The following is a 22,355-nucleotide window of genomic DNA, read 5'->3' on the forward strand; positions in this document are numbered from 1 at the left end:
GGCCGCTTCGGCTGGCGATGCGGGCCGGTTGACATGCCGCCCCGTCAGTCGCAGACACCGAGGTGCAGCAGCCAGAGGCGATCTCCCACCCGTACCGCCAGGTCGAGGTAGATGTTCTCGTAGACCTTCGACTCGTTGACCCGGACGGTCCAGCAGTCGGCGTCGGCAGGCCACAGGTGCGCCAGGTGGGCCACGATCCAGTCGGTGAGGCCATCCGCCAGCCGGCGGGGCCCGGTGCCGTCGGCCCAGGTCTGCGGCCGGCGCCAGGAGGCGATGAACCGGGCCGGCAACGCCTCACGGACGATGTGCGGCCAGTCGACGGCCGGGGTCAGCGTCTCGGCGTGGAACGGGTCCGCGATCAGCGTGTTCACCGCCGCCTGCACGCCGCCGTCGCCGATCGGGGCGTCCGCCGGCGTGAAGGTACAGATGTGATCGGTGTCCTCCAGCAGGTCGGCGAGGACCCGCAACGCGCGGTTGCCGACCTCGCGTGCCACGTCCGGCCCCAGATGTTCCACCGCCCGGCCGTACCCGGTCATCGACCCAGCGTAGGCGCAGCCGGTGCGGCAGACGGAGCGCCCACGGGACCCGGCGGCCGGGAAGAGCGGCGGTGGCGTAGCTTAGGCTAACCTAATATGATCTTGTGATCCTCGTGCCGAAAGGTCCCCTCCCATGCGTCTCACGACAATCGCGGCAGCGGCGCTGGCCGCCGCCGTCACCCTCGCCGGCTGCGCGACCGAACCGGACGCGAACGCGGCAGGGGGGTCCGGCACGCGTGCCATCACGCACGTCCGCGGCACCACGCAGGTCCCCGACGCCCCGCAGCGGGTTGTCGTCCTCGAGCCGCTGGAGCTCGACACCGCCGTCGCGCTCGGCATCACCCCGGTCGGCGCCGCCGTCGCCAGCAACGTCGCCGGCATCCCGTCGTACCTCGGCGTCGACGGCATCACGCCGGTCGGCACGGTGCCGGAACCGGACCTGGAGGCGATCGCCTCGCTCAAGCCCGACCTGATCCTCGGTACCGACGCGCGGCACGCGAAGCTCTACGACCAGCTCGCCTCGGTCGCCCCGACCGTCTTCATCAAGACGCAGGCCGACCCGTGGCAGGACAACGCGCTGCTGATCGGCGACGCGCTCAACCGGGCCGACCAGGTCCGCACCCTCCTCGACGACTACCAGCGGCGGTGCGCCTCCATCAAGGACACCTACGCCGTGGGCGGGAAGACCGCACAGCTGATCCGGCCGCGCGACGAGACGACGCTGAGCCTGTACGGGCCGGTGTCGTTCGCCGGCAGCACGCTGGAATGCGTCGGCTTCTCCATCCCCCCGCAGGACTGGGCCGACGGGCTGCAGGCCGACATCTCCCCGGAGAACATCCTCAAGGCCAAGGCCGACCACGTCTTCGTCACCACCAAGGACGTCACCGACACCACCACGATCCCGGCCGCGATCCGCGACAACCAGCGCGAGTTCCCGTCGGTCACGCTGGTCGACACGTCCTACTGGGTGTCCGGCGTCGGCCCGAAGGGTGCGCAGAAGGTCCTCGACGACATCGAACAGTTCCTCACCACCACCCGATGAGTGACCTGGTGGCGCGCCGGCGCTTCACCGCCGGCGCCGCCGTCGTCCTCGCCGCGCTGGCCGGCGCCCTCGTGCTGTCCCTCGCCGTGGGCGCGAACCCGCTCTCCCCCACGGCCGTGCTCGACGTGCTGCGCGGCGGCGGCGACGCCCAGTCCCGGTACGTCGTCGCCGACCTGCGCATCCCCCGTACCGTCACCGGCATCGCCGCCGGTGCCGCGCTCGGCCTCGCCGGCACGCTCATCCAGGCGTTCACCCGCAACCCGCTGGCCGACCCCGGCATCCTCGGTGTCAACGCGGGCGCGGCCTTCGCCGTCGCGGCCGGCGTCACGTTCCTCGGCCTGCGCGACATCTCCGCCCTGGTGTGGCTGGCCTTCCTCGGCGCCCTGACGGTCACGCTCGCCGTGTACGTGATCGGCTCGTCCGGCCGCGGGGCCGCCGACCCGATCCGGCTCACGCTCGCCGGTGTGGCACTCGGCGCGGTGTTCTCCGGCATCACCACCGGCATGGCGCTCAGCGACCCGGACGCGTTCGACACCATGCGCAGTTGGAACGCCGGCTCCCTGCTGGGCCGCGACCTCGACGTGCTCCTGCCGGTCACCCCGTTCCTGGCGGCCGGCACCGTGATCGCCTTTCTGCTCGCACCGGGGCTCAACGCCCTCGCCCTCGGTGACGACGTCGCCCGCGCCCAGGGCGCGAACGTCCGCCTGATCCGCGCCGGAGTGATCGTCGCCGTCACCCTGCTGGCCGGCACGGCCACCGCGCTGGCCGGCCCGATCTCGTTCGTCGGCCTGATGGTGCCGCACGTCGCCCGGTGGCTGTTCGGCGTCGACCACCGCGCGATCCTCGCCGTGTCGGTGCTGCTCGCGCCCACCCTGATCCTGCTCGCCGACGTCCTCGGACGGGTCCTCATCGCGCCCGCCGAGATGCCGGTCGGGATCGTGACCGCGTTCGTCGGCGCGCCGCTGCTGATCGTGCTCGCCCGCCGCCGCCGGTCGGGTGGACCATGATGGACGTCGGATACCACCGTCTGCTGCTGCGGATCGGCGCGGTCTCGGTGCCGGTCCGGCGGCGGAGCCTGATCGTCGGGGCGCTGCTGGCCGCCGTCATCGCCGTCCTCGCCGTGGTGTCGCTCGGCCTCGGCACGTACACGCTGTCCCCGCGTCAGGTGGTCCTGGCGCTGACCGGCCACGGTGGCGCGCTCGACCGTACCGTGGTGATCCAGTGGCGGCTGCCGCGCACACTCGCCGCGGTCCTGCTCGGCGCGGTGCTCGGCGTCGCCGGCGCGCTGTTCCAGACCGTCACCCGCAACCCGCTGGCCAGCCCGGACGTGCTCGGCCTCGGCAACGGCGCGTTCACCGGGATGCTGCTGGTCGTGGCGACCGGCACCGGTGACTGGACGCTGCTGACCCTCGGCGCCGTCCTCGGCGGCACCACGGCGGCGGCGCTGATCTGGCTGCTCGCCCACCGGCAGGGCATCACCGGCTTCCGCCTGATCATCGTCGGGATCGGCGTCTCCGCGCTGCTGTCCTCCGTCAACACCTGGCTGCTGCTGCAGGTGGAGCTGGAGACCGCGATGTTCGCCTCCGCGTGGGGGGCCGGGTCCCTCAACGGCGTCACCGCCACCGCGGTACGTGGGGCGGCCGTCTGCGCGATCCCGCTGCTGGCCGTGCTGGCCGTGCTCGGGCCCCGGCTGCGCCAGCTCGACCTGGGTGACGACGTCGCCACCGCGACCGGGGCACGACCCGCCGGGGTACGCCGCGGCGCGCTCGTCGTCGCGGTCGCGCTGGTCTCGATCGCCACCGCGGTGGTCGGCCCGGTCGCGTTCATCGCGCTCGCCGCGCCGCAGATCGCCCGGCGCGCCGCCCGTACCCCCTATCTGTCGACGGGTCTGTCGGCGTTCGTCGGCGGCACGCTGCTGCTCGCCTCCGACCTGGTCGCGCAGCACCTGCTGCCGGTCACCCTGCCCGTCGGGGTGGTGACCGTGTCGGTGGGTGGCGCGTACCTGGTCGCCATGATCGTCCGGGAGATCCGCCGGCATGCCTGAAGGAGACTCGATGAACGACCGGCCCTGGGCGTACAGCGCCTTCCGCGTGCGCGTCCGCGCGGTCCGGCAGTTGAGCCCCGGCTTCGTCCGGGTCACGCTCGCCGGCGAGTCGCTGCGGCACTTCGCCCCGTGGGGCGTCGACCAGCGCATCAAACTGGTGCTCCCGCTGCCGGGCGGCGGTACCGCCGACTTCGGCCTGCTCGACGAGCCGACACCGCACCCCTCGCACTGGTACGCCCGCTGGCGCGCGCTGCCCGCCGCCGACCGCAACGTGCTGCGCACCTACACCCCCGCGGCGATCCGCGCCGACGCCGGCGAGATCGACGTCGACTTCGTCGTCCACCAGCCGCCCGGTCCCGCCTCCACCTGGGCGCTGACCGCCCGCCCCGGCGACGAACTCGTCGTCACCGGCCCGGACGTGCGGGCCGGCTACACCGGGTACGGCATCTGCTGGACCCCCGGCGACGCTCGCGACGTGCTCGTCGTCGGCGACGAGACCGCGTTCCCGGCGATCCGCAACATCCTGGCCGACCTGCACGGCGACGTCCGCGCCACGGTCCTCGTCGAGACCGCCGACCCGGCCGACGACCTCGTCTCCGGCGCCGCCCGCGACCGGCACACGGTCCACCCGGTGCGGCGCGCCACCGTCCACGGCCACGCCGTGGAGGCCGCGGTGCGCGCCTGGGCGGACCGCGAGGCGGACGCCGCCCGCCGGCTCGGCACCGGTTTCTACGCCTGGCTCGCCGGCGAGTCCGGCTCCGTGACCCGGATCCGGCAACACCTCACCCGCGACCGCGGCATCGACAAGGAGCGCGTCTCCTTCCTCGGCTACTGGAAGCTCGGCAGCGCCCTCGTGCCCTGACATCGGTCGACGTCAGCCGGCGAGCGGTGCGGGTCCGTCGCGGGTGGGACCGCACCGCTCCCACCGCGGGCTGACGCCGGCGCGCGGGTGGGTGCCATACCGTTTCGGTCATGACGATGTCGCTGGCCGAGGAACTGGTCCTGATCGCGTACGACACCGACGGCACCGCGTGGGGTACCGGCACCGCCGTGAACTTCGCCGTCGCCGGCGCGCACCTGATGGAGCTGGCACTGGCCGGCCGGATCGCGGTCCACGACGGACGCGTCACCGTGCTCGACCCGACCCCGACCGGCTCGCCGCCGGCCGACACCGCGCTCGCCACGCTCACCGCCGACCCGGCACCGCGCCGCCCGAAGGACGCGGTGAACCTGCTGTCGAAGAAGGCGCTCCAGCCGGTGCTGGACCGGCTGGTCGAGACCGGCGTCGTGGAACGGCACGACCGGAAGGTGCTGCTCGTCGTCCCGTTCACCCGCTATCCGTCACCGGGCGGGGTGGAGCCCGCCGCCGAGACCGCACGGCGCCGGCTGATGCACGCGGCCGTCACCGACCCGCACGCCACACCGGACGACCGCACGCAGGCGCTGGTCGCGCTGGTCACGGCCGCGGACTGGCACCGGCGCGCCTTCCCCGGCCTGCCGAAGCACACGATCAAGCCCCGCTTCACCGGCGTCATCGAGGACCTGCGCACCGCCGTCAAGAACGCGATCGCGGACACCTACACGTAGTCCCCGCGAGGGGCGGGATCCGCCGCCGCCGGATCGGGCACGCCACGGCCGGTCACCGAGAGGGTTCCCGCGGATAGGTGATCTTCGTTAGCCTCTGCTGCGTGACGGACATCTTCAGCAGACGTAATGCGTTGCGGGCCGCGGTGGTCGGCGGGGCGGCGGCCACCGGCGCGGCGGTCATCGCGCCGACGGCCGCCCGGGCGGCACCGGCGGACGAGGGCTGGATCTCGGTCCTCGACCACGGCGCGGCCGGGGACGGGGTCACCGACGACACCGCGAAGATCCAGGCCGCGCTGAACGCGGCGAAGGCGGCCCGGCCGCAGAAGAGCGTGTACTTCCCGGCCGGCCGGGTGTTCCGGGTCAGCGACGAGATCAGCCTCACCGGGTACGCGAACGCGACGATCGCCGGCAACGGGGCGACGCTCGCGCTCACCGGTGGCGCCCCCAGCCGAACGGGGGCCCGGCGGGTGCTGAGCCTGACCGACGTCCGCGAGGTCACCGTCGAGGATCTGACGATCCGCGACACCGACCGCACCCAGCAGTACGACGGCCTGCTGCTGGCCAAGGCGAAGCGCTGCATCGTGCGCGGCGTCCGGGTGATCGACGTCCGGTGGACCGGGATCGCCGTCTTCGACGCCGTCCCGGCCGCCGAGAACCAGCCGGCCCTCTCCGACGACGTGCTCATCACCGAGTGCGTCGTCGAGGGCACCCGGCAGGGCATCTCCGTCAACGGCCGCGACATCCGCATCATCGGCAACCACGTGGCGATGGACTGGTGGGACACCCCCGAGGCCGTGCGCCCGTGGGCGGAGACCTCCGACTACTACGACGGCATCTGCGTCCTGGCCGGCTCCGATCGCACCGTGGTCTCCGGCAACACCATCACCGCGTGCGGCCAGTCCGGCATCTACACGCAGGCGGTGAAGAACCTCGTCGTCTCCGGCAACACCGTCACCCGGTGCGTCCTGCGCGGCATCGAGATCGACGGCCAGCGCAAGCACGGGGAATCGCCGGAGAACCCGACGCCGGAGCCGGACAAGCCGCGCGCCTACGGCGTGACGATCACCGGCAACACGCTGGAGAACAACCTCGGCAACATCAACGTGCTGTACACCGTGGGCGTCACCGTCACGGGCAACCGGATCCAGAACAACCGCGCGTCGACCTGCATCGCGATCAACCAGTCCACCGACAACGCGGTCGTGGTCGGCAACCAGTGCCACCAGCAGGACCCGGAGAACCGCCCGGCGATCTGGGTGAAGCCGACGGAGCAGCTGAAGGACGGCACGATCACTCCGCCCGCGACCAACGTCACCGTCGCCTGGAACCAGATCGAGGCCGTGAACCACACCTACGCGCCCGCCGACACCGTGATCATGCAGCCCGTGAAGGACCCGGTGCCCGGCAAGGTCGACATGATCAAGGCGACCGGCAAGGTGATCGCCATGGGCGGCCTCGGTGTCGGCAACGCGGCCGCCGCCACCCGGCCCGGCTCGGTGGTCCGCCGGATCGAGGTCTTCGACGCCGCCGGGGTGAGCCTCGGCTTCGTCCCGGTCTACAACTCGATCACCTGACCCACCGCCCCGCCGGCGAGCCCTCCACGACCGCGGTCCGGGGGACGCCGGCGGTCGCACACGGGCTGTTCCGCACGGCTTCCCACGGCGGCCCGCCGTGGGAAGCCGGCCCGGCGTCAGCGGCAGAGGGCCGTGTCCACCACGTCGAGGACGTGCTGGGCCGCCGCCTCGGTCTCCGGCAGCGCCGTGACGACCACCGTGACCGCGCGACCGTCGTCGGTGGCGCCGCCCCGGCTCTCGTAGCCGGGGATGTCACCGCCATGGCCCCACACGAGCCCCCCGCAGGTCAGCGGCGTGCTGAACAGGCCCAGACCGTAGCGGGCCCCGGCCCACGTCCCCGGCGCCTCCACCGTGGTGCGCATCTGCGCCAGCTCCGCCGCTCCGAGCAGCCGGCCCGCCAGCAGCGCGCCGAAGAACGCGTTGATGTCCCGCGGCGTGGAGACGATCTGACCGGCCGCCCACGCCCACGACGGATCGAGGGTGGTGATGTCGCGCAGCGGCTCGCCGGGCGCGGGGCGGTGGTAGCCGCGCGGATGCGCACCGCGGATCCGCTGCTCCCCGACCGGCGGGAAGTAGGTCTCGGTCAGCCCGGCACGCCGGATGATCCGGTTGTCGATCTCCTCAGCCAGCGGACGCCCGGTCACCCGCTGCACTATCAGACCCGCGAGCAGATAGTTGGTGTTGTTGTACTCCCACCGCGTCCCCGGCGCGAAGTTCGCCGGATGCGCCAGCGCGATGTCGAGCAACTCGCGGGGTTCGTAGTAACGGTGCCGGATGTCGAACCAGTCCCCGCCCAGCACGGCGGTGTAGTTGGGCAGGCCGCTGGTGTGCTGCAACAGCTGCCGGACGGTGATGGCCCGGCCGTCGATCCCCTCGCCGCGCACCAGACCCGGCAGGTACGTCTCGATCGGTTCGTCGAGCCGAACACGCCCCTCCCCGACCAGTTGCAGCACCGTCACCGCGGTGAACGTCTTCGTGGTGCTGCCCACCCGGAACCGGCCGTCGGGCGGCACCGGCGCGCCACTGCCCAGGTCGGCCCGGCCGGCGGTGTAGTCGCGGGTGCGGCCGTCGCCGCGCCGCACGGCGGCCGTCGCGGCGGGGAACCCGTCCGCGTCGACGAGCGCCGCCAGGCCCGCCCTGACCGGCGACGCCGCGTCCCCGGCCACCGCGGTCGGCGCGCCGCCGGCGACCCCCGCGGCCACGGTCACGGTCAGGGCCGCGGCCAGCATCGCGGCCCGGCGGCCACGCCGTGACACACCCGGCGTCGGTACATGGTGATGGTGGAACACGAGAGTCGACTCCTCGGCTACGCCGTTGGGCGCGTAAGCGATATGTGCGGATCAATCCTCGCGGGCCGCACCGCGGCCGACGATCCCGCTGGCAGGCCGATCGGGGGTAGGGCAAACCGTCGCATCGACGCGCCGTCGTCCCCCGGCGACCAGCGGTGAGCACGGCTCCCGCCACGCCCGCGGGCCGCCGCGTCACAGCCGGTCGGGCACCCGGTCCGTCGCGTCGGCACGCCGCAACGCCTCCGCCAGCTGCCGCCGGGACGTCACGCCGAGCTTGGCGAAGATGCTGCGCAGATGCGCGTCGACGGTGCGCGGGCTCAGATACAGCTGGCCGGCGGCCTCCTTGCTGGTGGCGCCGCCGGCGACCACGAGAGCGACCTGCCGCTCCTGGTCGGTGAGCCGGGCACCGGCCCGCGCGGCGGAGTGGCGCGGGCGGCCGCCGGCAGCCGTCAGCTCACGGCGGGCCCGGGCGGCGAACGCACCGGCGCCGAGCGCGGTCAGGCTCTCGTAGGCCGCCCGCAGTGCCGTGCGCGCCGGTGCGTCCCGGCCGGCCCGGCGCAGCCACTCGCCGTACAGCAGCTGGGTGCGGGCCAGTTCGGTCAGCAGCGTGGTGCGGGAGAACCGCGCGACGGCGTCCTGGAACCGCTGCTCGGCGAGGTCGGCGTCGTCCGCGACGAGCGCCTCGCAGCGGCTGAGCAGACCCATCGCCCAGTCCCGGTCGGTGGCACCGGCCACCGCCCGCCGCAGCCGCTGCACCGCGGACACGGCCAGATCGACGCGCCCGGCACCGACCGCGCCCTCGATGAACTCACCCGGGACGGTGGTCCGGAACGCGACCTCATCCAGCAACGCGGCCCGGGCGCTGACGTCCATCGCCTCGCCGTACCGGCCCAGGCCGTTGAGGAGCACGGCACGCGCGTACTCGACGGCGGTCAGCAGCCGGCCCTCCTTGCGTACCGTGGCGTCCGCCGTCGCGACGGCGGCGATCTGCTCGACCGCGGCCTGGTCCCCCCGCCAGGCGGCGATGGTGACGTCGACGTAGGCCATCGCCGGGGTGCCCAGATCCGCCGCGATCCGGTGGCTCTCGTCCACGAGCCGCTGCGCCTCGGCGAACTGTCCCTCGTAGACGTGGGCCAGCGCCCGGTAGCTCAACGCCACGGGCAGTGAGCTGATCGCGCCGCTGTCCCGGACCGCCCGCAGCTGGTTGTGCGCCACCTCCCGGAACGCGTTCTCGTCCCAGCACTCCAGCGTGGCGGCGCAGGCCAGCCAGAGATCTCCGAGCGTGTAGCGGCTCGCCGGCTCCTCGGTGTACCGGTCGACGGCGCGCCGCAGCACCGCGGTCGCCGCCGCCGGGCCGTCCAGCCGTTCGGTGAACAGTCCCTCGAAGAGCAGGTCCCGCGACGACGGCTCCGGGACCGGTGGCAGCACCGCCGTCGCCGCCGCGATCCGGGAACCCGCGTCCGGGGTGCCGTAGCGGCCGACGAAGACCACCGCCGCGTACGCCTCCCGCAACACCTCACGGGCCAGCACGGCATCGACCGCGACGGCGTGCTCGCCCGCGGTCAACAGCCGCATCAACGCGTCCGGGTCGCGACGCAGGTCGAACGCGAGCCGGGCCCGCAGCACCTCCGTCAGCGCCACCTGCCGCGCGTCGCGGGGATCGCGTGCCGCCTCGGCCAGGAGCGCCGTCGCGTCCGGGACCCACCCGGCGGCCCGTTTGGCCGCGGCCGCCGCCAGCAACCGGCCGGCGCGCTGCCGCGGATCCGGCGTGAGGTGCGCCGCCTGTTCCAGGAAGACGGCCGCGGCGGCGGCACCGCCACGGGCGCGGGCGCGGTCGGCGCAGCGGGCAAGCTCGGCGGCGACGGCCTCGTCCGGCCCGGTCGCGGCGCTGGCCAGGTGCCAGGCACGACGGTCGGGGTCGCGCACCGGGTCGATCACGTCGGCCAGCGCCCGGTGCGCGGCGCGGCGCTGGGCGTCGCTGCCACCGTGGTACGCGGCGGCTCGTGCCAGCGGATGACGGAACAGCACCTGGGCGCCGAACGAGACGAGCCCGGTGGCCTCGGCCGCCGTTCCCGCCGCGGCGGGGATGCCCAGCCGTGCCGTGGCCTGCCAGAGCAGCGCGGCCTCACCCGTCGGCTCCGCGGCCGCCAGCAGGCACAGCATCGAGGACGCCTCCGGCAGCGCGGCCAGCCGCCGCCCGAACTCCGCCTCCAGGGTCTCCGGCAGCGGCTGGTGCGGCGGGCAGCCGTATCCACCGACGAGCCCGGCCGTGGAGATCGCGTGGGGCAGTTCCAGCAGCGCCAACGGGTTCCCCCGGGCCTCGGCGACGATCCGGTCCCGTACCCGAGGGTCGAGCGGGGTACCCACCGCGGCGGTCAGCAGGTCACGGGCCTCCGGGTCGGGCAGCCCCGCCAGTCGCAGCGACGCGCCGCCGAACGACGCCAGCACGTCGTCGTCACGGGCGGCGACGACCAGGCCCGCCGACGTGCTGGCGATCCGGCGGGCGACGAAGGCGAGGATCCGGGCGCTCGCCTCGTCGATCCATTGCACGTCGTCGACGACCCAGATCACCGGCGTCCGCGCGGCGGCACGGGCCAGCAGCGCCTGCACGCCGACGCCCAGCGTGAGAAAGCCGTCGTCGGCCATCGGCCGGCCCGGCAGCGCCCGGTCCAGCGCGAAGGCGCGGCTCAGCGCCTCGGCGTGCGCGGCGGCCAGCGATCCCAGGTCCTCCAGCAGCGGCGCGCACACCTGCTGCAGCGCCGTGTACGGCAGGCCGGCCTCGAACTGCGCGCCGGTGGTCGTGATGATCCGCAGGTCCATGCCGTGCCGGCCGACCGCCTCCTGCACCAGCCTGGACTTGCCCACGCCGGCCTGACCGCTGATCGCCAGGACCCCGCCGCGTCCGGCCTGGACCGCGTCGAAGACGTTCAGCACGGTGGCGAGCTCACGCACGTGCGCGCGTGGGCGCTGGAGGTACGGGCGCGGGCCGCCCGTGAACTCGGGGACACGCCGGCCGCGCGCGCCGACCTCGAGCTGGCGCGCGACCTCGCCCGCCAGATCTACAACGACGTCGGCGTCCGCCGCGTCGACGAGGAGCTGCGCACGCTGCCGCACCCGTGACGGCCGGATCAGACCAGGCCGGCCCGCCGCCCGGGGGCCATCACGTGCAGCACCCGCTTACCGCGGACGTGCCGGGTGGCCAGATCGCGGTACGCGGCGGCCACCTCACCGAGCGGGTACCCCCGGGTGTTCGGGATGGTCAGGTGGCCCTGAGCCGCCAGCGTGGCCAGCTCCGCCCAGATCCGCGGCGTGTTCGCCTGCTCCTGCGCGTCGCCGCGCACGCCGTACCGGCGCACGGCCTGCCCGTCGGCGTTGGTGTTGATCCGGTGCGGCGGCACACCCAGGGCGACGGCGGTGTCCACGTTGCCGGCACCGAACGTGTCGATGTAGGCGTCGACGCCCGCCGGAGCCACCTCCCGGATCCGGTCCAGCAGACCGGGACCGTACCGGACCGGCGTCATTCCCAGCGACGCGAGGAACTCGAGGTTGCCGTCGCCGGCGGTGCCGATCACCCGCGCACCCCGCCACGCGGCCAGCTGGGCCGCGAAGCTCCCGACGCCGCCGGCCGCGGCCGACACCACCACCGTCTCGCCGGGGCGCGGGTCGACCGCCGCCACCGCGGCCCACGCGGTCGCACCGGCGCCCGCGACCGTCGCGGCCTCGTCCCAGCCGAGACCGGACGGCTTCGGCGCCAGCGCCGTGGCGTCGACGGCCACGAACTCGGCCTGCGCGGCGCGCGGCGCGAAGCCGAGAACGTGCTGGCCCGGGGTGACGTCGCCGACCTCCGCACCGACCTCGGTGACGACGCCGGAGAAGTCGTTGCCCTGCCCCTCGGGGAACCGCGCCGGCCAGATGCGGGCGAAGACGCCCTCCCGGATGCCGATCTCGCCCGGGTTGAGTGCGGCGCTGACCACCTCCACCAGGACCTGGTCCGGCCGGGGCGCCGGGCGCGGCACCTCCGCGACGCGTAGCACCTCGGGACCGCCGTACCGGTCGAATCGCACTGCCTTCACTACCGCGCTCCTTGCTGGGGAAAGCTCCCGGACTCCGTGCACAGCGCGGCGCTGACGCAGCCGCTCACCAGCGAGAATGCACCCTCCGGGCACCCGGACGTATCCGTGAGAGTCGCCTAACCGCGTCCGGGGCGGGCCCGGCCGACCCCGGCACGGACGCGGTCGGGACCGGTGGCTCAGATGGTGGCGGTGGACCGCCGATAGGACAGCCGGGGACCACTGCCGGCCGGCGGCCCGGAACACCGCGAAGGAGGACGGCGACATGACGCGGAACGCGGCATGGGCGGTCTATCTGGCATGGTCCGCGCTGGTCATCGTGGTCTACTACGCGATACCCGCCGACGCGGTCCAGACGGTGCTCGTCGGGCTGCTCGGCGCGTCCGCCGCCGCGGCGATCATGGTCGGCGTCCACCGGCACCGGCCGGCCGTGCGCTGGCCGTGGTACCTGATGGCCGGCGCCCGGCTGCTGTTCGCCGTGGCCGAGGTCCTGTACTGGATCCAGACGGCGGTGTGGCAGCGCGACGCGTTCCCGTCCTTCTCCGACGTGCTGTACCTGACGTTCAGCGCGTCGCTGGTGGTGGCGATCGCCGGCCTGGTCCGCGCCCGGCGGCCCGGCCGGGACCTCCCCGGCCTCCTCGACGCCGCGGTGCTCTCGACCGGTGCGGCGATGCTGGCCTGGGTGTACCTCATCGTGCCGCACGTGCGCGCCGACGACCTGAGCCCGCTGGCGCGGACGGTGTCACTGGCGTACCCGGTGGCCGACATCCTCATGCTGGCGGTGCTGGTACGGCTGGCGACCGGGCGCGGCGACCGGCCACCGGCGTACCGCCTCTTCGTCGCCAGCATGATCGTGCTGCTCATCGGCGACGTCGTCTACGCCCTGCTCGAGCTCAGCATCGGCTACCACCCCGGCCACCCGGTCGACGTCACCTGGCTGGCCATGCAGGCGCTCGGCGGCGCCGCCGCGCTGCACCCGTCGATGGCCGCGCTGTCCCGGCCCGGACCGGCGACCGCACCGGCCTCGGTGTCCCCCGGCCGGCTCGTCGCGCTCGCCCTCGCCAGCCTGATGGCGCCGGCGGTGCTGGCCATCGAGTGGCTGCGCGACATGCCGATCGACGTGCCGATCATCATCGGCGGCTGCACGATCCTGTTCCTGCTCGTCATCGCCCGGCTCGAGGGCGTGGTACGGCTGCTGGCCAGCACCCTGCGCGCGGCGGAGAACCTGGCCTCCACGGACCAGCTGACCGGCCTGGCCAACCGGCGCCGCTTCCACGACCGCTGGCAGGCCGCGCTCGGCACCCCGGCCGGCCCGACCGCGCTGCTCTACATCGACCTGGACGGCTTCAAACCGGTCAACGACACCCACGGCCACGACACCGGCGACACCGTGCTGACCGCCGTCGCCCAGCGCATCGGCGGCGTGGTGCGCTCCGGCGACATCGTCGCCCGCCTCGGCGGCGACGAGTTCGCCGTCATCCTCCCGCACGCCGACGACGCCCAGGCCGGCCAGATCGCACAGCGCATCCTCCGGATGCTGACCGCGCCGATCGACACCCCGGCCGGCGCGGTCCGCATCGGCGCGAGCATCGGCGTGATCACCGCACCCCCGGGCAGCGACGCCGACCAGCAGCTGCGCCGCGCGGACGCCGCCATGTACGCGGCCAAGGCCGCCGGCCGCAACCGCATCCACCACGCCACCCCGGAGTCCTGACCACCGGGACGGTCACCGCCGGACGCCCTCCGTGGCCCCGTCGGCCGCGCCGATCCGGCCCCCCGGAACGTGCCGAGGGGCCGGATCGCATCGATCGGTCAGGAGACTCTGCAGTTGGTGTTGTTCGGGCCCTCGCCGACCTTCACCGGCTCGTCGCCGCTGTTGTTGCCGTTGTAGAGGTCGCAGATGCCGATGGAGCCCACGTTGAGCCCGGACAGCCGCGCCGTGTCGCCGTAGTTGATGTTGATGCCGACGAGCACGTCACCGTCGGAGGCGGTGATGTTCTGCAGGGTCACCGAGCGGGCCGCCTGCGTGGAGCAGTTGCCGCAGGAACGGTAGAGCTTGCCGAAGTCGTTGACCGTGAAGTTGCGGATGGTCACCGACCCGCCGGCGCCGCGGTTGTCCTGGAAGACCTTGTCGGACGCCTTGGCCGCGCTGCCGCCCTCGATCAGCACCGTCGCGTTGGTGCCGCGGAAGGTGGCGGCGTCCTCGCCCACGTCCTGCCAGGTGACGTTGCGCAACGTGCAGGAGCCGGCGCAGTGCACGCCGTCGGCGGCCGGGGCACCCAGCACGACGTTCGTCAGGGTCGCGCCGTTGGCCAGCCGGAACAGCGGGTCCTGGCCCTCGTTCTGGCCGCCGCTGCCGAGGTCGCCGGTGCCGTAGTAGCGGTTCCCGCCGCCGTTGAACGTGCCGGAGACCTGGATCGTCTGGGGAACCGGGACGTCGGCGTCGGCGGACGCCAGGCTCGTCACGGACACGGAGCCGACCATCGCCGCGGCCAGCACGGCGGCGCCGAGGAGCACGCGTGGTGTTCTCATGGTCTCGACCTTTCGTCGTTACCCACTCTCTTCCGGTCAAGGTGGGGCACACACGGACCATATGCCGCACAACATCCGCGAGGGCACTTCGACGTACATAAATATCTTTAAGCGGACTTTAATCGCTGCTTTGTTCAACGTGGAAACTTCCGCCCGGCCTCCCGGCCCGCCACGCGTACGGTCAGGGTTGGAGTTCACCGGGCGAGCCGTCCCGCCAGGCGGCCAGCAGGACGGTGGCATCGTCCTGCAGCGTGTCGTCCTGATGGGCGAGGATGGCGTGGACCAGGCGGCGGGTGGTCTCCGGCGGCGGCAGCCGGTCGGCGACGGCCTTCACCGCGAAGTCGATGAGCCGGTCGATGCCGAACAGGTCACCGTCGCGGGAGCGGGCCTCGGTGATGCCGTCGGTGTACAGCAGCAACTGGTCACCGGGCTCGAGCATCTCCTCGACCACGACCGGGGCCCGCAGGTCACCGAGCGGGACCGGCAGCGCCGTCGGCGTCGGCAGCACCTTGACGGCCCGGCCGCCACGCAGCAGGATCCCGCCCGGATGACCCGCGGAGATCACCCTAAGCACGCCGGTACGCTGATCCAGCTCGGCGAGCACCGCCGTGATCATCCCGGACCGGTCGTACGCGCGGACCGCGTCGTCGATGTGATGGTAGGTGCCGATCAGGTCCAGGCCGGTGCGCCGGGCATTGCGGTACGCGCCCAGCGCCTGGGTGGCGAGCATGACCGCCCGCGTCCCGCCGGACGATCCGTGCCCGGCCGCGTCGAAGAGCGCCAGATGCGCGACGTCGCCGTTGACCGCGTAGTCGAAGGCGTCCCCGGCCACGTCGTAACACGGCTCCAGGATGCCGCTGACCACCAGCCGGTCGGTGGCGAACGTCAACGGCGGCAGCTGCGCCCGCAGGATCTCCGCCGGCAGGCGCATCGGCTCCCGGCGGCGTACCCGCTCGATGGTGTCGGTGTAGAGACTCCGGGTCACGATGATCTCGCCGAGCACCGAGGCGACCGCCTTGCAGTCCTCCACGGCCTGCGCGGTGAGAGCCACGGCCGCGACGACCTCGAGCACACCGAGGCGTTCCGCGCCGTCGAGCACGGGCACCCACATCCGCACCCCGTCGCCGCCACCCTCCGCGACGATGGTTTCCGTCAGGCTGTACGCCCGGCCGGGCAGCGTCCCGTCGACGGCCAGCGGTTCACGCGCGGGAGTCCCGGGGGCGGTCAGCGGCGTCAGCCAGCGTTGCTGGTGATCGACCAGATAGATGATCAAGGCGGTGGCGTCCAGCTGGGCGGCGGCGTCCATCACCATCCCCGGCAGGTCCTCCGGCTGGGCACGATGCGTCTGCCCCAGCAGCTGCCGCACCGATTCCAAGCTGCTCATGCCACCTCCGACCGGCGATCGCCACGCTTCGGTCCATCATTCTGCCGGGCAGGCCGCCCGTCATGGCCCGTCGGGCCCACCGGCCACGCCCGGCGGCCGGCCCGATGCGCCGGCCGCGCGCTCCGGTGCCGGGCTTCGGGTCGTGTAACGCAGCACCCGGCGGGTACCCGAACGGCATGACGACGACAACCGTGCCGATGCTGGACACGTACCCGCGGACGATCAACCTCGACCGCGCGAAGCTGGCCGCGACGATCGACGCGCTCATCGCGTGCGCCGAGGCCTGCACCGCCTGCGCGGACGCCTGCCTCAGCGAGGACGGCGTCGCCGAGCTGACGACGTGCATCCGGACCAATCTCGACTGCGCCGACGTGTGCGGCGCCACCGCGCGGGTGCTGTCCCGGCACACCGGTTACGACGCGAACATCACCCGCGACCTGCTCGAGGCCTGCGTGACCGTCTGCAGGGCCTGCGGCGACGAGTGCGGCTCCCACGCCGGCATGCACGAACACTGCCGCATCTGCGCCGACGCGTGCCGCGCCTGCGAGCTCGCCTGCCGCGACCTGCTGACCACCCTCAACTGACCCGCGGCGCGCATCCCGCCGTGCCCGGCCGGGCACGGCATCCGCTGAGCGGTCGATCAGAACCTGGGCGACCGTCAGAGCGCGCCGGCGTCCGGGGCCGGCCGCAGCCAGCCCGGCGTTGACGGGTCACGGTTCATCGCGCCGAGCCGGCCGGCCGTGACGTCCGGCTCGGCGGACCGGCCGGCCGGGGCGGCGGCGGACGGCCGGACGCGTCCAGTTCGACGCCGTCCGCGTCGAGGAAACGCCGGTGGTACAACAGCCACGGCGTCGGGACGTGACATCCGGTTCTCCTGAGCTGCTCGTCACTGACCATGACAGCGCGACCCCGCCCCACCCGACGCTGCGTCGGGTGGGGCGGGGTCGGGTCGGGTCAGGCCACGAAACGGGACCGGCGGCGGCGTCCGATCAGGAACCCGATGCCACCGAGGAGCAGGAGCGCACCGCCGATGGCGGCCACGGTGCCGGTGTCGGCACCGGTGACGGGCAGCCCGCCGCCCTCGCCACCGTCGCCGGTGCCGGCGCCGCCGGGGGTTGCGCTTGCGGAGCCGGTGGGGGTCGGTGCGGCGGTCGCCGTGGCGCTGGGCGTGACGGTCGGCGTCGGGGTGGGCTGCGACGCGCAGTCAAGCGCGCGTGCGGCGTACAGGCCCTCGTTCAGGTACGCCAGGTAGCCGTCGATGGTGGCGGTGCCGAGCGTCTGCTGCGCGGCCGCGCGCACGTTGGCGCGGGCGTTCGTCAGCGTCCGGGTCACCGAGATCCGCAGATCCGTCGACCAGGCGGTGCGCATGCCCGTCTTGAGGAACTCTCGCAGGTCTTCCGTGGAACCCTTCAGCCGATCCTCTATCGCACCGGGCAGGACGGGCAGCGACTCGGACTTCGCGGTGGTCATGATCTGGGTCGCGAGCACCTCCACATCCGCATCGGTGGCGGTGTCCAGATCGATGGTGACCAGCTTGCGGACGTCCGTGTACACCTTGCGTTCGACCGTCTGGCAGGCCGCGTCAAGCCCCGGCTGCGCCTCCTGAGCCGTCGCCGGTGCCGCCGGAATCAGGAAGGCCAGCGCCACCAGGGCGCTCGCCGACGTCTTCCATCGCATTGATCTTCCTCCCCGTTGCCAACAAAAAACGTGAGGATAGTACCGACGCCGGCGGGAACGTCAAAAAGCGGTAGAAGGCAATGTCCGGCGCGTGATTCCACACCCGACCGTGCAACCGCCCGTCCTCCATCTGGATCGGGCGCTGGCTGCCGTCCGGTTGCCACCGCATGACGTACTCGGCGTGATGGAGCTCGTCGCCGATGAATTCGCCGAACGCGTAGAAGCCGGAGTCGTCGAGATAGTCGATGCGGCTGCCGTCCCGCCAATAGCGGCCGGTGTAGGCGTGCTCCCGCCCGCCACGGGTCTCGTCGTAGCGGCCCTCGGGAAGCAGATACTGACGCAGCCAGCCGGTGCGGTCGACCCAGACGCCGCCGGCGAGATCGGCGTTCACCGGGCGGGTGAGGGGGACGCCGTCACGGACCACGATCCGGCCCCGGTGCATCAGCATCCGCACGTCGCCGCGGCCGACCACGACACGCCACCAGGGAGTGCCGTCGCGCGGCATGACCGGTTCCGGCACCAGGAGCAGGTCGGCGGCGATCCCCGGGGCGACCCGCCCGGCCACGTGCCCGGGCGTGCCGTCCGGGGCCGGGACGACGGCGACCATCCCGAGGCCGCTGCCGTCGATCACCTCACCGGCCGTCCCGGTCGCGGCGATCCGGCCGTCCACCACCCACACGTCGGACACGACGGTGCCGGACGGTCCGTGGACCCGGACGTCCTTGACGAGCACCGCGTCTCCGGAGGGCTCGGACGGGTGGCCCGCGCACGCCTGCGACGTGAGCATCAGCGCGGCCAGTGCCGTGGCGGCGCGTGCACGCAGGCGCATCGGACGGCTCCTTCCGGATGACGGATCGACTCGCTCCACGATGCGCGTACGCCACCCGGGCGGCATCGGCAGTTGTCGCCTAACCGGCCCGGTCGTACCGCGCGACCATGGTGCGGACGGCGTCGTCCACCACCGCGACGACGCGCTCCGGGGTCACCGTCCATCCCGGGACCACGAGCCTCGGCCAGAACAGGTAGTTGGAGATCATCCCGAGGAACTGCGTGGCGGCCATCCGCGGGTCCGCGACGTCCGCCGTCCCCGCGTCGCGCTCGGCCACGAGGTAGGTCCGCACCGTCTCGAAGTACGGCAGTTTGCCCTCGGCGAAGTGCACCTTGGCCAGTTCCGGGAAGCGGGGCAACTCGGCGATGACGATCCGGAACAGATCGACCATCCCGGGCCGGCCCAGCAGCGCCGCGTAGTGCCTTCCGAGCGTGGTCAGACCGGCTGTCAGGTCACCCACGGACGGCACCTCGGCGTCGTCACCACCGGCCCAGGAGTCGATGACGATGGCGTCGAACAGGGCCGCCTTCGTCGGGAACTGCTTGAACAACGTCGCCTTGGACACCCCGGCCTCCTCGGCGATGCGCGCCAGCGACGCCCGGTCGTAGCCCAGCTCGAGGAACAGCTGCGTGGCGGCCCGCACGATCAGCGCGCGCTTCTGCTGAGCCACCCGCTGGTGATAGGTCGTCATGCGGTCATCATAGCGAGGTGAGTGGGTTGACTCACCTCTCGCGGCGGCATACCGTTGCGCCATGGCGAGTCGCACGACTCACCATCCGCTCCATCATCGGAGGACCGCATGTCCCGCTTCACCGCCCACACCGCGCTCGTCACCGGCGGCACCGGTGGGCAGGGCGCCAGCCACGTCCGCGCCTTCCACGCCGAGGGCGCCGACGTGGTCATCGGCGACATCGACACCGGCCGCGGCACCGCCCTCGCCGCCGAGCTGGGGGACCGAGCGCTCTTCGTCCACCTCGACGTCTCCGACGAGAGGTCGTGGGCCGCCGCCGTCGCGGCGACCGAGGAAGCGTTCGGCGGGCTCACCGTCCTGGTCAACAACGCCGGGGTGCAGAACCCGCCGGCCCTGATCGAGTCCACCGACCCGGCCACCTGGGCCCGCGTCCTCGACATCAACCTCACCGGCACCTTCCTCGGCATCAGGGCCGCCGCGCCGGCGATGCGGCGAGCGGGCGGCGGGTCGATCGTCAACATCGCCTCGACCATGGGCACCGGCGGCACCGCCCACTACGCGCCCTACGTCGCCAGCAAGTGGGCCGTCCGCGGCCTCACCCGGACCGCCGCCCTCGAACTGGGCCGCGACAACATCCGCGTCAACACCATCCACCCCGGCGTCGTGGCCACCGCGTTCATCACCGAACCCGCGGCCGGCGCCGACGCCCCGATCGCGGACTTCTACACCCCCGAACCGTTCGCCGTCCCCCGGCTCGGGCAACCCGCCGACATCACCGCGACGCTGCTGTTCCTCGCCTCGCCGCACGCCGCCTTCATCACCGGCGCCGAGCACGTCGTCGACGGCGGGCTGCTGCTCGGGCCCGCACTGAAGAACGAGGCCGCATGACATCGTTGTCGCACCTGCCACCGCGGATCAGGCGAGCCATCGAGATCACGCCCGCGGCCGGCACCCGCGAACGGATCGTGGACATCACCACGACCGGGCGCCGGACCGGACGCCCCCGCCGCATCGAGATCTTCTTCTACCGCGCCCACGGCGCCACCTACCTGTGCAGCGGCGCCGGCGGCGGCCCCACCGGCTGGCACGCGAATCTACGCGCGAACCCCGCCTTCACCTTCCACCTGAAGCACGGTGTCCGGGCCGACCTGCCGGCCCACGCCACCACCGTCACCGACCCGGCCGAACGAGCGGCGGTCCTCGCCGCCATCGTCGACGACCTCAACCAACCCCACGATCCCGGCACCGTACGGCCGACACGGCTGGCGGACTGGGCCGGCAGCAGACTGATGCGCATCCACTTCGACTGAGGTCACACGCCACGAGACGCCACCCGCGGAAACCACACGAAGACCGGCTCCGGCCGGAGACGGCGGTCCGGCCGAGGGGACGATGCGGTTCCCCTGTTCCGCGACCTTCATGACGACTCGCCGGCCGACAGCAGGCGCGACGGCGGTGGCGGGGCAGGGTTGCGCGGCGACGGGCACGCCAAGCTGCTCGACGGCAGGCCTCGAGTGCAGTGAGTCCGACGGCGGATCGGAGCGAACAACCGGAGCCCCGAACGCGGACCCCGCGGCAGAGATCATCCACAGTAGGGAAGAGTGGAGCACCGAACGATTGCCGCCCGCCGGGCCGGTGAGCAAAGGGAGCCCCATTGGACCTCGTCGACACGATGATCGTCTCCTACGCCTGGAAGGGCATCCCCGGTTTTGAGATCCAGGGCAGAAGCATCAGTTCCGTTACGGCACAGGAATTCCTTCTCGTGCAGACGCCGGACCCGAAACAACCCCTGTACTACCTGCCAAGCCGCGGCCTCCTCGTGGTCGGACGTCACCATCTCGTAGTAAGGGCAGGAAATCGAATCTCCCCCGCACAGCGCGAGAGACTGCGCCGAAAATGGAAGGACCAAACCGATCGACTCATCATCGATTTCGCAAGCGATTACCCAAGAATCGTCGAATATGGTCACAACAGAATATCCGGCACCATCAACGCCAAGGACATCACGTACTACAGTGCATGCACATCCGTCCTGGATCGCCAAATCCAGGACACCCTACTGTCCCGCTTCGCTTTCCTGGCCGCGAACGGAGTCAGGTGCATCGCCCTCTCACCCAGGATCATCGAGCAGATGTTTACGCTACTGGAAGCCTTTTCACAGACCGCGAACGTCAAGACCAATTTCCGCAACTCCATCAATGACCTGCTGATTTTGGCCACGGCTATCGACCGACGAGTCAGGCTGGTCACCCGGGACACGCTCCTGAACAGATTCGCCGCGGGAGTCCACGATGCACCGGTCGAGAGGGTTGCCCCCGAGGTTTGGACCATCGATTTTTCCGAAAGTACCGCCGATCGACGAAAGCCATACGAAAGCAAAGGGTACGTAAATCGGAGCTGGCAGGTCATGGAGCGACGGACATGAGTGAACCCGCGGCGACCCGAGCAATTATCGACCGCACCCCACGCGGCAGGCGGCGCGAATGCTGCGTGAACGCAGTGCTTTGCCCCCGCCCGTACGCACCGAGCGGTGGACCGCACTCATTACTGTCGTCCTCATGCCTATTTCGCCGTACATCGCCGGCCTTCGCGCTCATGTCGGCCACGATCTGTTGATGTTGCCCGGGGTGAGCGCCGTCGTCCGCGGTGCCCGAGGGCAGATCCTGCTCGGACGGCGCAGCGACGACGGATCCTGGGGGCTTCCAGCCGGTGCGATCGACCCCGGCGAGCAGCCGGCCGATGCCGTGGTGCGCGAGATCTACGAGGAGACGGGGGTGGTCGTCGAGATCGAGCGGATCGGCGGAGTCGCCCTGCACCATTCCGTTTACCCGAACGGAGTTGTCTGCGAATACCTCAACGTGTGGTTCCGCTGTCGCGTGGTCAGCGGAGAGCCACGGGTGAACGACGCCGAATCCACCGAGGTCGGCTGGTTCGATCCGCGATCCCTGCCGGAACTCGACGCGTTGTCGAGGCTTCAGATCGAGACGACACTGGCCGTCGACGCTCCGGCGTGGTTCGCCGAGCCCGGTGCACGCGTTCCCGCCCTCGAGCGCCCTTGACGCGGCGGCACTCCGACGGGCGCCGCCGATCGCCGAACCCA

22 protein-coding genes are annotated in these 22,355 nt (G+C 72.5%); 13 read left to right on the forward strand and 9 right to left on the reverse strand.

Annotated features, from left to right (window positions below; translation table 11 throughout):
* Window positions 1–44: 44 nt before the first annotated feature.
* Window positions 45–536, reverse strand: a complete 492-nt coding sequence (locus tag J2S44_RS04060; RefSeq protein WP_310409118.1) for a hypothetical protein — start codon at window positions 534–536, stop codon at window positions 45–47.
* Window positions 537–669: 133 nt separating this feature from the next.
* Here J2S44_RS04060 and J2S44_RS04065 point away from each other — a divergent pair, with 133 nt between their 5' ends.
* The 6 genes from J2S44_RS04065 to J2S44_RS04090 all read left to right on the forward strand — a co-directional run bounded on the left by J2S44_RS04065 (window position 670) and on the right by J2S44_RS04090 (window position 6,783).
* Entirely contained in the window at window positions 670–1,578 is a 909-nt protein-coding gene (locus J2S44_RS04065) for an ABC transporter substrate-binding protein (RefSeq protein WP_310409119.1), read from the forward strand.
* Complete coding sequence (locus J2S44_RS04070) at window positions 1,575–2,585, forward strand: FecCD family ABC transporter permease (protein ID WP_310409121.1); 1,011 nt, start codon at window positions 1,575–1,577, stop codon at window positions 2,583–2,585. The genes J2S44_RS04065 and J2S44_RS04070 overlap by 4 nt, the downstream gene beginning before the upstream one ends.
* A complete protein-coding gene (locus J2S44_RS04075) occupies window positions 2,582–3,622 on the forward strand; it encodes a FecCD family ABC transporter permease (protein WP_310409122.1) in 1,041 nt (346 codons plus the stop codon). Before J2S44_RS04070 ends, J2S44_RS04075 begins: the two co-directional genes overlap by 4 nt.
* 10 nt (window positions 3,623–3,632) lie before the next feature.
* On the forward strand, window positions 3,633–4,484 hold the full coding sequence (locus tag J2S44_RS04080) for a siderophore-interacting protein (protein ID WP_310409124.1): 852 nt from the start codon (window positions 3,633–3,635) through the stop codon (window positions 4,482–4,484).
* Between the two features lie 110 nt (window positions 4,485–4,594).
* On the forward strand, window positions 4,595–5,209 hold the full coding sequence (locus J2S44_RS04085; RefSeq protein ID WP_310409126.1) for a GOLPH3/VPS74 family protein: 615 nt from the start codon (window positions 4,595–4,597) through the stop codon (window positions 5,207–5,209).
* Window positions 5,210–5,310: 101 nt separating this feature from the next.
* Window positions 5,311–6,783, forward strand: coding sequence for a right-handed parallel beta-helix repeat-containing protein (locus tag J2S44_RS04090; RefSeq protein ID WP_310409127.1), 1,473 nt, complete (start codon window positions 5,311–5,313; stop codon window positions 6,781–6,783).
* A gap of 116 nt (window positions 6,784–6,899) precedes the next feature.
* Here J2S44_RS04090 and J2S44_RS04095 read toward each other — a convergent pair whose 3' ends face one another.
* Window positions 6,900–8,012: a serine hydrolase domain-containing protein gene (locus tag J2S44_RS04095; protein ID WP_310429471.1), complete on the reverse strand. Its 1,113-nt coding sequence runs from the start codon at window positions 8,010–8,012 to the stop codon at window positions 6,900–6,902.
* 252 nt (window positions 8,013–8,264) lie between these two features.
* Window positions 8,265–11,024, reverse strand: coding sequence for an AAA family ATPase (locus J2S44_RS04100; RefSeq protein WP_310409129.1), 2,760 nt, complete (start codon window positions 11,022–11,024; stop codon window positions 8,265–8,267).
* Between J2S44_RS04100 and J2S44_RS04105 the strand changes: the two genes are divergently transcribed.
* Complete coding sequence (locus J2S44_RS04105) at window positions 11,025–11,192, forward strand: hypothetical protein (protein ID WP_310409130.1); 168 nt, start codon at window positions 11,025–11,027, stop codon at window positions 11,190–11,192.
* A gap of 8 nt (window positions 11,193–11,200) precedes the next feature.
* Here the strand turns inward: J2S44_RS04105 and J2S44_RS04110 are convergent, their stop codons facing one another.
* Window positions 11,201–12,145: an NADP-dependent oxidoreductase gene (locus J2S44_RS04110; protein ID WP_310409132.1), complete on the reverse strand. Its 945-nt coding sequence runs from the start codon at window positions 12,143–12,145 to the stop codon at window positions 11,201–11,203.
* A gap of 262 nt (window positions 12,146–12,407) precedes the next feature.
* Here J2S44_RS04110 and J2S44_RS04115 point away from each other — a divergent pair, with 262 nt between their 5' ends.
* On the forward strand, window positions 12,408–13,856 hold the full coding sequence (locus J2S44_RS04115; protein ID WP_310409134.1) for a diguanylate cyclase domain-containing protein: 1,449 nt from the start codon (window positions 12,408–12,410) through the stop codon (window positions 13,854–13,856).
* Between the two features lie 98 nt (window positions 13,857–13,954).
* Here the strand turns inward: J2S44_RS04115 and J2S44_RS04120 are convergent, their stop codons facing one another.
* On the reverse strand, window positions 13,955–14,674 hold the full coding sequence (locus J2S44_RS04120; protein WP_310409135.1) for a pectate lyase: 720 nt from the start codon (window positions 14,672–14,674) through the stop codon (window positions 13,955–13,957).
* A gap of 181 nt (window positions 14,675–14,855) precedes the next feature.
* Window positions 14,856–16,058 (reverse strand): PP2C family protein-serine/threonine phosphatase, encoded by a 1,203-nt coding sequence (locus J2S44_RS04125; RefSeq protein WP_310409136.1) that lies wholly within the window; start codon window positions 16,056–16,058, stop codon window positions 14,856–14,858.
* Between the two features lie 176 nt (window positions 16,059–16,234).
* On the opposite strand from J2S44_RS04125, the gene J2S44_RS04130 reads away from it, so the two are divergent.
* The gene (locus J2S44_RS04130; protein WP_310409137.1) at window positions 16,235–16,642 is read left to right on the forward strand and encodes a four-helix bundle copper-binding protein; all 408 of its coding nucleotides are present in this window, start codon (window positions 16,235–16,237) and stop codon (window positions 16,640–16,642) included.
* Between the two features lie 370 nt (window positions 16,643–17,012).
* On the opposite strand, the gene J2S44_RS04135 is transcribed toward J2S44_RS04130, so the two are convergent.
* The 3 genes from J2S44_RS04135 to J2S44_RS04145 form a co-directional block, all read right to left on the reverse strand.
* Window positions 17,013–17,735: an LPXTG cell wall anchor domain-containing protein gene (locus J2S44_RS04135; protein ID WP_310409139.1), complete on the reverse strand. Its 723-nt coding sequence runs from the start codon at window positions 17,733–17,735 to the stop codon at window positions 17,013–17,015.
* Window positions 17,641–18,564 (reverse strand): Atu4866 domain-containing protein, encoded by a 924-nt coding sequence (locus J2S44_RS04140; RefSeq protein WP_310409141.1) that lies wholly within the window; start codon window positions 18,562–18,564, stop codon window positions 17,641–17,643. The genes J2S44_RS04135 and J2S44_RS04140 overlap by 95 nt, the downstream gene beginning before the upstream one ends.
* Before the next feature lie 79 nt (window positions 18,565–18,643).
* On the reverse strand, window positions 18,644–19,255 hold the full coding sequence (locus J2S44_RS04145; RefSeq protein ID WP_310409142.1) for a TetR/AcrR family transcriptional regulator: 612 nt from the start codon (window positions 19,253–19,255) through the stop codon (window positions 18,644–18,646).
* A 108-nt stretch (window positions 19,256–19,363) separates the two neighbouring features.
* Between J2S44_RS04145 and J2S44_RS04150 the strand changes: the two genes are divergently transcribed.
* The 4 genes from J2S44_RS04150 (at window position 19,364) to J2S44_RS04165 (ending at window position 22,314) form a co-directional block, all read left to right on the forward strand.
* On the forward strand, window positions 19,364–20,143 hold the full coding sequence (locus J2S44_RS04150) for an SDR family NAD(P)-dependent oxidoreductase (RefSeq protein WP_310409143.1): 780 nt from the start codon (window positions 19,364–19,366) through the stop codon (window positions 20,141–20,143).
* The gene (locus J2S44_RS04155) at window positions 20,140–20,565 is read left to right on the forward strand and encodes a nitroreductase/quinone reductase family protein (protein ID WP_310409145.1); all 426 of its coding nucleotides are present in this window, start codon (window positions 20,140–20,142) and stop codon (window positions 20,563–20,565) included. Before J2S44_RS04150 ends, J2S44_RS04155 begins: the two co-directional genes overlap by 4 nt.
* 344 nt (window positions 20,566–20,909) lie before the next feature.
* A complete protein-coding gene (locus J2S44_RS04160; protein ID WP_310409147.1) occupies window positions 20,910–21,680 on the forward strand; it encodes a hypothetical protein in 771 nt (256 codons plus the stop codon).
* Between the two features lie 133 nt (window positions 21,681–21,813).
* Window positions 21,814–22,314 (forward strand): NUDIX hydrolase, encoded by a 501-nt coding sequence (locus J2S44_RS04165; protein ID WP_310409150.1) that lies wholly within the window; start codon window positions 21,814–21,816, stop codon window positions 22,312–22,314.
* The last annotated feature ends 41 nt before the right edge of the window (window positions 22,315–22,355 follow it).

Origin of the sequence: Catenuloplanes niger, from assembly GCF_031458255.1 — a bacterium.
GTDB lineage: Bacteria > Actinomycetota > Actinomycetes > Mycobacteriales > Micromonosporaceae > Catenuloplanes > Catenuloplanes niger.